At 40.3% G+C, this 13365-nt stretch carries 11 protein-coding genes; all 11 read right to left on the bottom strand.

Translation table 11 applies throughout. From position 1 onward, the window contains the following. Positions 1–311: 311 nt before the first annotated feature. The 11 genes from OCV72_RS08280 to OCV72_RS08230 all read right to left on the bottom strand — a co-directional run bounded on the left by OCV72_RS08280 (position 312) and on the right by OCV72_RS08230 (position 13218). Positions 312–1640 carry an MATE family efflux transporter gene (locus OCV72_RS08280; RefSeq protein WP_055283097.1) on the bottom strand — a complete coding sequence of 443 codons (1329 nt, stop codon included), beginning with the start codon at positions 1638–1640 and terminating at the stop codon, positions 312–314. Positions 1641–1843: 203 nt separating this feature from the next. Continuing rightward, entirely contained in the window at positions 1844–3313 is a 1470-nt protein-coding gene (locus OCV72_RS08275; RefSeq protein WP_055283095.1) for a hypothetical protein, read from the bottom strand. A gap of 40 nt (positions 3314–3353) precedes the next feature. Further along, positions 3354–4094, bottom strand: a complete 741-nt coding sequence (locus OCV72_RS08270) for a hypothetical protein (protein WP_055283093.1) — start codon at positions 4092–4094, stop codon at positions 3354–3356. An 18-nt stretch (positions 4095–4112) separates the two neighbouring features. Continuing rightward, on the bottom strand, positions 4113–4796 hold the full coding sequence (locus tag OCV72_RS08265; protein ID WP_055283091.1) for a TIGR00266 family protein: 684 nt from the start codon (positions 4794–4796) through the stop codon (positions 4113–4115). Positions 4797–4837: 41 nt separating this feature from the next. Continuing rightward, complete coding sequence (locus OCV72_RS08260) at positions 4838–5188, bottom strand: hypothetical protein (protein ID WP_055283089.1); 351 nt, start codon at positions 5186–5188, stop codon at positions 4838–4840. A 279-nt stretch (positions 5189–5467) separates the two neighbouring features. Further along, positions 5468–7069, bottom strand: a complete 1602-nt coding sequence (locus OCV72_RS08255; RefSeq protein ID WP_055283087.1) for a helix-turn-helix transcriptional regulator — start codon at positions 7067–7069, stop codon at positions 5468–5470. Between the two features lie 34 nt (positions 7070–7103). Beyond that, entirely contained in the window at positions 7104–8468 is a 1365-nt protein-coding gene (locus OCV72_RS08250) for an extracellular solute-binding protein (RefSeq protein WP_242859237.1), read from the bottom strand. Positions 8469–8617: 149 nt separating this feature from the next. After that, entirely contained in the window at positions 8618–9241 is a 624-nt protein-coding gene (locus OCV72_RS08245) for a response regulator transcription factor (RefSeq protein ID WP_055283085.1), read from the bottom strand. Beyond that, complete coding sequence (locus OCV72_RS08240; protein ID WP_055283084.1) at positions 9238–10488, bottom strand: sensor histidine kinase; 1251 nt, start codon at positions 10486–10488, stop codon at positions 9238–9240. The genes OCV72_RS08245 and OCV72_RS08240 overlap by 4 nt, the downstream gene beginning before the upstream one ends. After that, a complete protein-coding gene (locus tag OCV72_RS08235) occupies positions 10485–12074 on the bottom strand; it encodes a histidine kinase N-terminal 7TM domain-containing protein (protein ID WP_242859242.1) in 1590 nt (529 codons plus the stop codon). Before OCV72_RS08235 ends, OCV72_RS08240 begins: the two co-directional genes overlap by 4 nt. A 370-nt stretch (positions 12075–12444) precedes the next feature. Further along, complete coding sequence (locus OCV72_RS08230; protein WP_055283080.1) at positions 12445–13218, bottom strand: DUF134 domain-containing protein; 774 nt, start codon at positions 13216–13218, stop codon at positions 12445–12447. Between the last annotated feature and the right edge of the window lie 147 nt (positions 13219–13365).

The following is a 13365-nucleotide window of genomic DNA, read 5'->3' as shown; positions in this document are numbered from 1 at the left end:
GATATATTCACCATCTACCATTCCCATATAACCGTCACCTGTGTTAAAACCTTTCATTGCCAGTTCCTCCATTTCTTTGAAAATAAATGATCTGTTTTCCCTTTTATAGCTATAGTTTATAACATTAGGTGGGGTATAAAATTACCTACTACTCTATATCCTTTAGAATTATATGCCGCAAGACGAAATAAGGGCAAAAAATTCTTTAACCGAATTTTTTGCCCTTATTTTTCTATCTCTGTATGTTGTCTGACTTATTTTAAATACCGCATCCATGCCCGCCACATGTATGCCCTTCCTCATGGCTGTGCTCATGGTGAGAACACTTTACATCCGTTAAGTGCCACATAGGAAATCAGAAAATTTGCAAACCAGCCAGCCGGTACAGCAAGCCAGACAAATGCAATGCCAAACCGGGGCGCAAAAATCAAAGCAACCGCCAGGCGGATCGCAAGATTTACCATATTGGCGATGAGAAACGGACGCATGATTCCAAGCCCACGAAGTACTCCATCGGTTGCCATCTTGATACCCATGAAAATGAAAAAGTAACCGAGCCATCTCATATAATCCCCTGACACCTGATATGCCAAGGCGGATCCATCTTTACCCAGGAATAACGAAGAAATCTGCGTATGCAGTGTTTCAATGACTACAAAAGCAAGGACTGCAAAACACAGATCTAACACCAGTGCCGCGTGATATCCCTTTTTAATACGATCCATTTTCTTTGCGCCTAGATTCTGGGAAACATACGGTGAGACTGCATTTCCGATAGATACAAATATCAAGGAAAAAACATTCTCTACTCTCATCGTTGCCGCATAACCTGCAAGTGCCTGTGTACCGAATGGATTTACAACTGCCTGTACGATCATCATACCGATTGACACTGTAGACTGCTGCAGAACCGAAGGTACAGCAATCCGCAGCATGGAATACAATTCATGCCTGTCAAACCAGTCAAAATGACTTTGATACCGGCGCATCCTGCTAAAGAAGATCAAAAGTGAAAACACTGCCGAAATCCCCTGTGAGATGAGCGTTGCAAGTGCTGCACCAAACACTCCCAAACCAAGTCCCGCCACCATCCAGAGATCCATAAAAATGTTCAAAACAGAAGAAAATATCAAAAGTCCCAATGGAATCTTTGATTCACCGATCGAAGTGAACATTGTTGAAAGGATGTTATACATAAACAGAAATGGAAATCCCACAAAATAAACACGGAGATACAGTACTGCTTCCTCCAGTATATCCGCAGGTGTCTGTAATAAACTCATCATCGAATGGGAAAAACAAAATCCAAAGACACCCAGAAGTATGCTTAGAATCAGGAAACTGATCAATGATGTTGACACAATTGTTTTCATTTTACTATAATCTCTGGCTCCAAAATAACGGCTCACAAGCACACCTGCACCTACACCGGCACCCAATGCTATACAAATGAAGACATTCGTAAGTGCAGCACAGGCACCGACTGCCGCAAGTGCAGATGAGCCAACAAACTGACCAACGATAATAGAATCAGCCATATTATATACTTGTTGAAAAAAGCTGCCTAAAATCATAGGCATTGCAAAAACAGTCAGCGCTTTAAGAGGCGCATCTGTAATTAAATATTCGTCTTTTGACATTCGCTAACTCCTTCATAAATTCGCTTATTTTCTTTCCGTAGACATTCATTTTATATCTTTTAAATGCAAAATGCAAATTTTCCAACTTCCTCCACAAGTCCCATATGTCTGAAAATGCAGGCAACAAAAAAGCAGGCTTTTCTGACAAAAAATTACTTGCCGGCAGATAAATTTCTGCCGGCAAGCGATTTTTATTTTTTCAATTAAAAACCTGTCAATCTGAAAAACATTAATTCATTTGCTGATCCGTCGTCTCGTTCCTGTGTCAGCATAATTAACAGAGAGCCGTCATCTAACAGCTGCATGTCTTCCAGCCATGGATAGCTGACACCGAATATGTCATCTGTAGAAATTGCACCTATGTGTGTTCCATCTTTTGCCCAAAATTGTATTTCACGCATATTTCCATCTGTAGCCACAAAACCATTTTCTGTTTCTGCCATGCCCGTAATGGAACCGAGCTTGTCCTTAGAACTGATGTCTTCTCCGCCTAGTTTCAAAAGCTGATTGCCTTCATAATCATAGACAATAATTTTTGTACCTTCATCTTCCGCAGCCATTGAGCCGGCAACCATGATATGACTATTCGTGATCTGTACGTCATCTAACATGGAAAATGGTCCCTTGCGTTCTTCATCATTGTTTAATCCGGTCAGTATCCACGGCTCAGCCGTCAGGTTACCATCTTGATTTGCAATCTTCTGAGTATCACTGTTCACCCAGAAACTGATTCCCCATTCTCCGGATGGATGCATATTCAAATGTCCATCTACGGTTGTCTGCATTGCCTTTTTTCCATCTTTTACACCAATTACATCTCCGATTCCCGGCGAAAGATATAACATTCCACTGTTATCTCCGGACAAATATTCACAATCATCGTCTAGTTCCATCGAAGAAACGAATTTGAGTCCGCTTTCTGAATATTCATAAGTATCCAGTTTGTTCTCCAGCAAATGGAATACCTGGTTGCCCTGTTTTACAAACTGATGTTCCATGATCTGCATGACACCCTGTGCTTCTTTAAACGGAATATATTCCGGAACGATTGTATAAGAACCTACCATCTGCTTTGCCAATACAGGTTCAAGAGGCTCTCCCTCCCATGGCCATGGTGCGTCTTTATTTCCTTCATCCTTTAATTTCAGCACAATTCCTTCCAGCAGTTCTTTGTCAGAATCATCTATTTCCTGTCCCTTTACTCTGATATCATAGGATGTACCAGACTTTTCATGGCGATACATATACGTTTTCTCTACGGAATTACCTTCCGGCATTGCTGTATATTCTGCATTTCCTATTGTTACAGTGTCCATTTTCCCTTTTGCATATGTCTCTAAATCCACGCCGAAGTCAACTAAACTATTTCGATATTTATAGGAATCCTCCTTTGTTGCTTCTATATAAATGACATTCTCGGATTCATCTACTGTATCTCCATCAAAAAATCTAACACGAGCGTAGTCTTTATCTTTCTTCATATTTTCTTTATCATAGTTCCATGCTTTCGGATAATACACTGTAAATAAATTTAATTTAAGATTTTCCCTGTCCTTAAATTTTGTTTCTGCCTGCTCTGTTTTTTTCTTCTCCGGAGCCTTTTTTTGTCCACATGCCGCTATCATCATCATGCATGTCATGATACACAACACACACCACAATTTCTTTTTCATGGTATCTTCCCTCCCTTCACGCTTTCCACATCCGTTTCAACTATTCACCGTCACTTTTCACACAATGAAATGTGTAGTAGTCTTCGTCATTACTGTAATCTACTTTCAACGTGCCATCATCATTTATCGCCACTGAGAGAGATGGGTTATCTGATTCAATCGCACAATACCCCAGTGCAACTGACCATGGGAATGTCCCTATCTCTTCTCCTTTATAAATAACTGTTACATTACGGTCATTTTTGAAATCAAGACGCAGTGCATCATTGATGTTGTCTACTCCTTCCATAGAAGTCTGCGGTCCGTCTCCTAAAAGTTCTTCTACGCTTTCAGAAGCCCACTTACCTATGACTGCACTTTCCTCCTCTGTCAGATAGAGCGAAGGATCCATTGCATCGGTTCCATCCTTTGCAAAAATCACCTTTACTCCCATCTCCAGCATGTCGTCAAAAGAAATGATATCTTTTCCGATGGTTCCCACCATTTTTTCTCCTTCGATGCTCAAGGTAAACTGATCATCTTCGACAGACCATTTTCCATTTCCGGTAGTGTCTCCGACTGAAAAGGATACTTTTCCTCCATTTTTCACTTCAAATTCAAAATCACCACCGAAAGCTTCATCTACACTGACGGATATTCCCATCGTTTGAGCGGAGACCGCTACCCATTTTCCTTCATATGGATTCTTCTCTCCTGCTTTTCCGGAGCCTCCACACCCGGTCAGTGCTGCCATACTGATGATAAACACTAATCCTAATAACAAATTCAACTTTTTTCTCATAAGCCTCTCCCCTTTTAACTACTTCTTATCTGCAAAAAACGGAGTCAGCAATTCTGCCACCTTGCTGATTGGCATTGTCTGTAAGATCACCTTTCCCGGTCCTTTAACAACAGTATTAAAAATGCCCTCTCCTCCGATCAGCATATTTTTTACTCCTTTTACGGTTACAATATCCATCGTACAGGTTTCTTCCATTGCCGCTAAGTACCCGGTACTGATCAATATTTCCTGTCCGGCACTCAGATCATATTCCACTGCATGTCCGTCAATTTCTACAAATGCAGTTCCATTTCCGCTCAATCTCTGCATAATGAAACCTTCTCCGCCAAATATGCCTTTTCCTAATTTTTTCTGGAAATGCATGGACAGTTCCACGCCTTCTTCTGAAGCAAGGAATGCACTTTTCTGCACGATCATGGAGTGACCGCTGCTAATCTCCAGCGCTTTGATTGCTCCCGGAAAACTTGATGCAAATGCAATCATTCCGTCTGTACCTTCTGCGGTATATCTGTTTTGAAACGCAGAATCACCAGACATCATTCTGCCGAACATTTTCTTCATTCCGCCACCGGAAACCGTCTCCATTTTCATGTTCGGGCTCATCCAGCTCATACTTCCACTTTCTGTGATCATAGATTCTCCTGCTGCTAATTCACATACGACAACTGGTAAATTTCCTCCTAAAATCTCATATTTTTTCATAGTAAAGTTCTCCTTTCTTTTTCGTTTTTCTTTTTTCGTTTTTATCCTACAACAGTACCTTTTTCATTAAGTTTTGCGGCACATTGCACACACATATCCAGATCATCACAGATCAAAAAGCAATGGTCACATACAAGACGCTTACATATCGGACAAATATTAAATATTTCTTTCGCCTGATTCAATGCTTTTTGAAATGCTAAATTCTTTTCCCGGTCATAAAGCGTATCATAAATAATCTTCCGATTTTCATTTTCCGGTTTTTTCCCCGCTTTGGAAAAACGAATTGGTGTGCTTTTCCATACTGTTTTACATTCCATGCAGCATAGTGAAAAGCAAAACTCATCCGGTGTAGAACAATCTATTAAATCCTTTTTCGTAATATATTCCACATTTCAACCTCCTTGTTAACCTCCTTGCTCTATCACCATTATTTTTTTCTTTTATCGGGCGGCCACCATTTCGTAATGAAAGCGTAACAGATACGGAAAGCAAATACTATGGTCGCCATTCGTATATTTTGCTTATTTTCCAAAATACGAACGATTAGTATACTATATATAGTGTTTCTTTTTTATCTATCTACTATATATACGCAATTTCTTTTTTGTAAAAATGTAAACGATATCGTCGGTCAAACTAAAAAAGAGCCTGTACAGACTCTTTTTCTTTTACTCAGTTCTATTATATGTCAGCTTATCTAACTGATCGCATTTTCGAAACAACTCAATATACAGCATTAATTCCTCTCTGACAGTTATTCCCAGTTTTCGATTCATATTTGTATTATGCTTTCTAGCTGTTCCAATACTGATATAAAGCAATGAAGCAATCTCCTGTATCGTATATCCATCAACATAATACTGAAGAACCATCCTCTCTGACGGAGTCAGAGTTTCCACGCGCAAAGCAAACGCCTTGAGCATTTCTTCTATATTCGGAGGAATGCCTCCATTTTCCAGTTTCTCCGTATTTCTTTTTTTCTGCATAAAATCAACCAGTGCATCCACTTCTGAAATTCCTGATAAATTTTCATCTGTCAGCGTATCCTCCTGCAGTGCTTTTAAACTCCGAAGAATCGGCTTCACAAAACGACGGGACATACTGACAGAAACAACCAATAATAAAATCAGGAATAACAACGTACCGATGATCCAGTCCCTTCGATTGTCCGCTGTTAATTTTTCATAATTCGCTTCTGATATCAATGTCAGTGCCGCAAGCGGCATCCCATTACAACTCTTCAATTCAAGCAGTTCATGCCTGCCTATATAATTCCCAAAAGCGGTAGAATATGTATTATAATACTTTCCTTTCTTCACTGTCATCGTTCCTGATGGTGAAAGATACGTTTCCTTTGTATCTCCGAACATCGCCTTATCCAGATAGATGTTTCCTTTTTTGTCCATAGGAGCCAGTACTGTCACTATATTTCCACAGGAACCTTCCACCATAGGATAAGACAGCCTGAAATACAGATTACTCATCTCCATACCGCACAAACCGCGTACTTTTCCGGTACTGTCTAAAACCGGGACATATAAAAGCTGCACATCCTCCCATGTGTCACTCAGCTCCAGCCGGTCTGTCCACAGGCAGCTCTCTACCAGCCGGTTCCCATCAAACTGCATAATCTGTTCATAACCCGGCAATGCGGACGTATCAAATTCTAAATTCCAACGGTTATGGAGCTGTACCTGCTCTGCTCTTGCAATATCAGCATTTCCCCTGAAAAAAACTACGTGCTGTTTGCTTGTATTTACTGCCTTTAAATCAGACAGGCGCAGGTAGATTCCCATGCGTGATGTATCTGCATATTCCGTCTTCGTATTTACCGTTGCATCCAATACAACAAAAACTCCACTGCAATACTTCACATCCAATGCAGATTTCAAGGAGGGATACAGTGCAGATTCTAAATCCATGATCAGCTGAGGATTATCATTCAAATCTGAAAATGTCTTTCCATTGGCTGTCAGGCATTGATTCAATTCTTTTGTAATATCTTCCGATAAAGAAATACTTCTTGCCATCATAATGTCGGTCTGCTCTGTCATCGCTGACAACGTATTCTTCTGTTGGGCAGACAACATTTCCCGTACTTTAAAATCCATTCCCGGAAGAACTCCAATAATACTCAGTAACAGAACTGTCGCTAAAAAAAGTGTTAAAATCACCACGCACCAATAAACAATCAGTCTTTGCTGCATACGGATGCCTTGTCTCTTTATTCCTTTTATAATCTTCCGGAAATTTATTCTCTTTTCTCCCATATGTCAGCCACCTCTTTTGCCGATCCGGCAGACATTATTGTGTGTATGCTGCTTTGAAATCCTCTAATGTCTCTGAAACAAGTTTATCCATATTTTCCGGATGTTCCTGCCACTCCAACCGCTTTACTGACAGGGTTTGCCTGATAAGTTCTTCAAACTTTGTTTCCAGATCCAGATAGGAATCCAATTTCGGAGCAGTATAAAATGTATAGTTCTCCTGCGTCTTTAAAAAAGCCTGATACAGGGATACATACATCGGATCACTTAACTTCTCGATCGCCTCCGGAAGGTAAACATCGAAAGCTTCCTGCTTTACCGGCATATATCCAAGACTGGTCACAAATTCCACATTCTTTTGGGCCTCCGTCAGCCATTTAAGAAACGTAATACAGGCTTTTTCTTTTTCCGGTGTAGATTTTACCGTACAAATACCGGCACCCCGCTGCATGACCATCGTTTCTCCCCTGGCAAATACGGGACATGGCATGGAAACAATCTCTACTTTTTCCGATGTATTATCCGCATACGTAACTTCGTCTGAATAATACAACACGCTGGCTGACGAAGCCACCGATACAATCGAATCTCCCGTTCGCAAAGGTTCCGTCGCATAACCGCCGCGAAGCCATACTCCTCCGGACAGTGCCGCTTTTGCATAAGGTTCCCACACTGTTTGAAATTCCGGTCCGAAAGCCAGATTTTCTCCTTTAAAGAAATTTTCACCCAGGGATTCTACACCTACCTGAAAATAGTTAAAATGATAATCATGAACGAAAAAATTCTTTCCATCACCAGGAATGTCCGGCGTCTGGTTATCTGTCCATGCAGCATATTGTTCTGCCATTGCGAAGAGTCCTTCCCATGTTTTTAAATCTTCCATCTTCGCTCCTGTTTCTTTTGCAAAACGATCAAATGCTGTTTTATTGATAAACATAACTTCCGTTGATTTTGCTACCGGCAAAATGGAAAGTCTTTCATGAATGACACCCTCTTCCAAAAAGGCCGGAATAAATTCGTTCAGTTCTTCTTCTGTAAAATAATCATAATAATCTACAAGCTCCGTATCATCTGGCATCGCCAGAACTGTCTTGGGATAGGAAACAAACATATCCGGCAGTTTGGAAGCCCCCGGATCTCCAAATGCGGATGCCAGCACATTTTCATGTATCGTATTCGTATTTGTAACACTGCCAACCTGTACCCGGATATTTTTCTCTTTTCCAATCGTTTCATTAAATTCATCAATCAGATCGTTTAATGGCGATTCTGTCTGTCCGCCATATACATGCCATAATGTAACGGTTACCGGATCTTCGTTTTTCTTCTGCCCACACCCTGTAAAAACTATGACCGCAATCATTACCGGGAACAAGCAGATTTTTCTCATAATATATCTCATATTATTTTTCTCCCTTCCAGACAGTATCTTATAAAGCATCTGACATCTCAACAAAAATAATATCCTAGGATTAAGACACTTTTACACAATATATGATAACGGTTTTCAGCGATTTAAACACTCCCCATGTGGGTAGTAAAATGCTGTTTTTAAAATCCGTTTATAATCAGATTTTTCTTTGTAACAGCTACCGCCAATTTCGTTTTGGAATCAAAATTCGTTTTCTGCAGCATATTCTTGATATGCCATTTTACAGTCTCCGGTGATATACACAAACTTTCTGCAATTTTTTTATAGGATTCTCCTTCCACCACTAATCGCAGAACTGCTAATTCCCCCGGTGTAAAATCACAGCTTTTCGCTGTTCCGATCATCACAACCGGTGGAGCATCCGGATACACGCTCTCCCCTTTCATCGTGCGATCCATAACCTCCAACAGTTCCTCTTTACCGGCATCTTTATACCAGAAGCTTTCTACTCCCGCTTTCCGCGCCCTGTCAATAAAACTGCACTCTACTAAAGAAGTCACGATAATTATTTTTATCTGAGGCATGGTCCTTTTAATCTTCTCTGCTGCCACAAGACCACTCTCATCATTCTCCGTACAGACATCCATCAAGACAAGTTCACATTTGCTCTGCCTGCATACGGTTTCTGCCATAGCTGCGTTTGTGATAGATGCCGCCAGACAATATCTCCCACTGGACTGGATATAATTTTCCATATCTTCCCGAGCCATACGCTGGTCTTCCACGATTAATACCCGTATCATCTCCGCACCTCCTTTGGTATCTTAACGATTATCGAAAATTTTGACTCCGCACCGATTCTCAATGTACCTCCATATTGCTCCACCCTTTTTCGTATACCGGATAATCCTCCTCCTTCTTTGACATTCTTCTCCGTTTTTTGTCCATTATCTGTGATTACTATAATCCACTCTTGTTCCTCACTGCCGGATTTTACATACAGTTCGCTTGCCCCGGCATGGCGGACACAATTGGAAAGCGCCTCCAAAAGTATTGTATCTATCAGTTCGGAAATATGAGATTCCCAGACTTTTTCTCCTGTATAAATGATTTTCACACCCAAAGTCTTCGCTCTTTCCTGCACCTGCCTGTGCAGTTGTTCGCCTTCCACAGACTCGTTATCTTTATTCAGCAAATCTAATGTCTGCTTCCATTGCGAACGGAAAATATCCCGGTCTGCTTCTGATTCCCGCATCAACATCCGCTGTGCCGCCAGGACACTATATCCCAGATTATCATGCACTCTCATTTTCATAGATAACATTTCTTCTTCTCTGGTCAGAGTTATTACATTCTTAGAAAGTTCTTTCATAGCCACAGACATTTCCTGAAGTTTCTGATTTTCTTCCTTCAGCAATACTTTGTTCCGATATAATTCCGACACTTCAGAAGCAAGAAATTGAAAGAATCGATCTCCGGCTGTCGTAGTAATCTCTTTCTCTGAAAATTTCCACACGCTTCCATCCGCAAAGCAGTATACTTTCAAATCAACATCATAAAATACATTCTCTTTCAGAGGATGTTCCAGTGCTTCCTTCAGTTCTGTAATATTCTGTATATCTCTTCCCGCCAGATTCTGACAAATTTGATACATTTTCCGATTCATCAGTTTAGGCATTCCGTTCCCATCAAAAAAAACAATTCCGCTCGGCAAATTGTCCAGACTCTCCTGAACTGCATTTTCCCTCAGGCAGTTCTTGCGGTACTTATGAATTCCAAAGATCTTCATTCCTACATATAAAAAACCACAAATTCCCATAACAATTAAAATCACATATGGTATTTTAAACATCCGTTGCCGCGCACACAAGCCGGATGTTATAAGGAAAATAACTATAAGCAATGCACTATCCTGCAGCAACATCTTTCTTTGTCTTTTTCCTGTTCCTTCATAAATAACCAGAATCATATACAGCAAAGTCAAAAAAATAAAAAAGCAAATGATCGTGATCTGATACTCCGGCGAACAGTTTTCAAATGTTTTTATCATTTGCCGCTACCTCCTCCCGGAATCAGAGAAAGCAGCCATGCTCCGTCAAAATCCTGCTCCGCATAAGCTCCATATCGTCCGGCAATTTCCCGCAGATCTGTTTTACATTCCACACTCATAGACATGACGATCCGCTCCTCTCTGCGTTTCAGATTTACAGTAAATGCCGACAGATCTTCCAAAGATTCTTCTATAACCGCTTCAAAAAAATCATAAATCTGCATAGCATCTTCACTTCGTATTTCATCTAAAGCGGTAGAAAAACCTGCCTCAACATGATTCCATTCCAGATTCTTTATCGTTTCCCTGAAGCATAACTCCAACTCTCTGATCGGAAATTTTACGGTCTGCTCCGCAATAAAAATAAGATTACTACGCCTTTTTATATAGGCTCCGATCACAACTATCTTCCCTAATATTTTTTTCCTTTCGTTCTCATCTTCTTCCATAGAATATGCTTCAATGAATTCCGTCAAAAGTGCACTCTGCCTTGCCGTCTGTTTCTGTATTTTATCATAAAGCTGATTCTTCACAGAAAGTTTTTCTACTTCTCTTTTTGTTTTCAGATTTTCTTCCTCAATCAGATTCGCATCCTTTAATTCTTCCTTCCTGTCTTCAAGCTCTCTTACGATTTCCTGTAATTCCGACAGGTTTTCCTTCCACAAGACATAGCCTCCCAAAATTGGTTTTCCCGACAGTCTGATTCCATTTTCCAACATGATCGGGCTTTGAACTACCTGTCTTACGATTTCCGGCGCAATATATTCCGAATCCTGCGATTGATAAATGTATTTTCCACTCTGATCTGTAATCTGTGCTGAAATTGTAGATGCTGCAAATAATTGTGCGTATCCTGTATTGGAAGGGATCAATCCGCACTGGATGCAGCTTTCAATGATCAAAGCAAACAAAAGGCATAATGCAGCCGTCATATCGCTTGAAAATATTTTCCAAAAGGGCAGATTCAGATAATAGGCGATGCCATAGACAACCGACAATCCATAAGCACCAAAAGGCATCCAAAGCATTTTCCTGTTTTTAATTTTTCTGCATCTTAATAGAATAATCAAGAGTGCTGCCAGCAGACAGCCAAGATCCCAGGCGACTATAGCATAATACATTGCTCCATATCCATAGACGCCTACTTCATAGGAAGCTGCTTCCCCCAGTCTCCCCTCCGGGAAAGTAAAAACTAACTGGTGCAGATCATTCGTTAATACAATCCCTATCAGAAACAATGCCGGACAAAACAGCAGACATCGTCTTTCCGGTAATTTATAATTCTCCGGCTGCCGTATATAAAATGCCAGATAAAGACTGACCGTGGGCAGCAACACCATAGGAATATAATAAAGATACCAGGCATAGCGCAATGCTGTCGGCATCTCATACGGTATTTCAAATTTACACATACGAATGAGCATCCAAAAAACTATCATCGCTGCAATCATTATTAAACAACGCCTGGCTTCCTTTTGGATAATCCTTTTTTGAAAAGAAACCGCCCATACCAGATAAAGTCCTATATAAATAAAAGGTCTTAAAAGATGACAAACGGATTGCAGATAAGGATTGGTAAATGACACATAATGCAGCAGAACTGCCACACCTACGCATAGTGCTACACTTCCGACGTATACTGTAAATTTCTTTTTCTCTGACACTGTGCATACTCCTTTCTGTTACGTTTTGCACTATATCTTGTTTACAGTATATCATAATCTACCTTCCAAATTATATCTTCCTGCTTTCCGTCAACATTTTTTTCTTAAGTTCATAGTACGCAAGTAAGAAAAAAGACATAATCAATATATAAGGTTTGTCACAACATCCACAAACTTTAACTATTGTCCTTAAAATACAAATTATCTTTCCGGAAACTAACACAAAAAGGATGCACTACGGTAACTTCTCTATTACCTTAGCACATCCTTCGTATTATTATTGCTATTCTTCTTAATGACAGCTATGGCTTCCACATCCATGCTCGCCACATGTATGTCCTTCCCCGTGGTTATGCTCATGGTGAGAACACTTAACATCCGGATTATAATCAAGTGTTTCATTGATAAAAGCTTCTACTGCTTTATCCGCATCTCCGGAAACTCCTCCGAAAAGCTTAATACCGGCTGCCGCTAACGCTGTCTGTGCACCGCCTCCGATTCCGCCACAGATCAAAACATCTGCGTTCAATGCATTAAGAACTCCTGCCAATGCGCCATGTCCGCTTCCATTCGTATCTACTACTTCTGAATGTACTACTTTTCCTTCCTCTACATCGTAAATCTTAAATGTCTCTGTGTGTCCAAAGTGCTGGAAAATCTGTCCATTTTCATATGTTACTGCTATTCTCATGATACCTTCTCCTTTTTCTTCTGCATATTTTTTGTAAATTTCCTGTTTGTAACAGCCTCCAAATCTACAGTTGCTGCTCTGACCATCACAAATTCTGAAATCCCCACCCTCGATTCTAAGTGGATGTCCATCAATGAGTGCATCTGCTATTTTCTTCCTGGCAATCTCATAAATTCGTTGAACCGTTGTTCTTGCAATCTGCATAGATACTGCACACTGCTCCTGACTATAACCATTCTTGTCCAAAAGACGAATTGTCTCATACTCATCTACTGTCAGAACAATGGGTGCTTTTTTCTCCGTATCACCTGCCGGAAGGAATTCTAAAATTTGGGGAAAATGACAGACTTTTCTGCATTTTACTGGTCTCGGCATAAACTGCTCCTTTCTCGCTTTTCTTATATAATAGCCTTATAAAAGGCATATGTCAATAATATTTTTGACATATGCCTTTTATGAAATACCATATTCCCAAACATTGTAAGGAAAAATATCAAAAAGCCTAACCGTGGATCACGAAAT

The sequence above is a fragment of the Dorea amylophila genome (assembly GCF_025567265.1).
Lineage (GTDB): Bacteria > Bacillota > Clostridia > Lachnospirales > Lachnospiraceae > Dorea_A > Dorea_A amylophila.
This window is presented reverse-complemented; position numbering and strand designations above follow the sequence as displayed.

Bases quoted from the DNA above. Each gene is read 5' to 3' on its own strand.
- OCV72_RS08280 (WP_055283097.1), bottom strand. From the start codon at position 1,640: ATGTCAAAAGACGAATATTTAATTACAGATGCGCCTCTTAAAGCGCTG.
- OCV72_RS08275 (WP_055283095.1), bottom strand. From the start codon at position 3,313: ATGAAAAAGAAATTGTGGTGTGTGTTGTGTATCATGACATGCATGATG.
- OCV72_RS08270 (WP_055283093.1), bottom strand. From the start codon at position 4,094: ATGAGAAAAAAGTTGAATTTGTTATTAGGATTAGTGTTTATCATCAGT.
- OCV72_RS08265 (WP_055283091.1), bottom strand. From the start codon at position 4,796: ATGAAAAAATATGAGATTTTAGGAGGAAATTTACCAGTTGTCGTATGT.
- OCV72_RS08255 (WP_055283087.1), bottom strand. From the start codon at position 7,069: ATGGGAGAAAAGAGAATAAATTTCCGGAAGATTATAAAAGGAATAAAG.
- OCV72_RS08250 (WP_242859237.1), bottom strand. From the start codon at position 8,468: ATGAGATATATTATGAGAAAAATCTGCTTGTTCCCGGTAATGATTGCG.
- OCV72_RS08245 (WP_055283085.1), bottom strand. From the start codon at position 9,241: ATGATACGGGTATTAATCGTGGAAGACCAGCGTATGGCTCGGGAAGAT.
- OCV72_RS08240 (WP_055283084.1), bottom strand. From the start codon at position 10,488: ATGATAAAAACATTTGAAAACTGTTCGCCGGAGTATCAGATCACGATC.
- OCV72_RS08230 (WP_055283080.1), bottom strand. From the start codon at position 13,218: ATGCCGAGACCAGTAAAATGCAGAAAAGTCTGTCATTTTCCCCAAATT.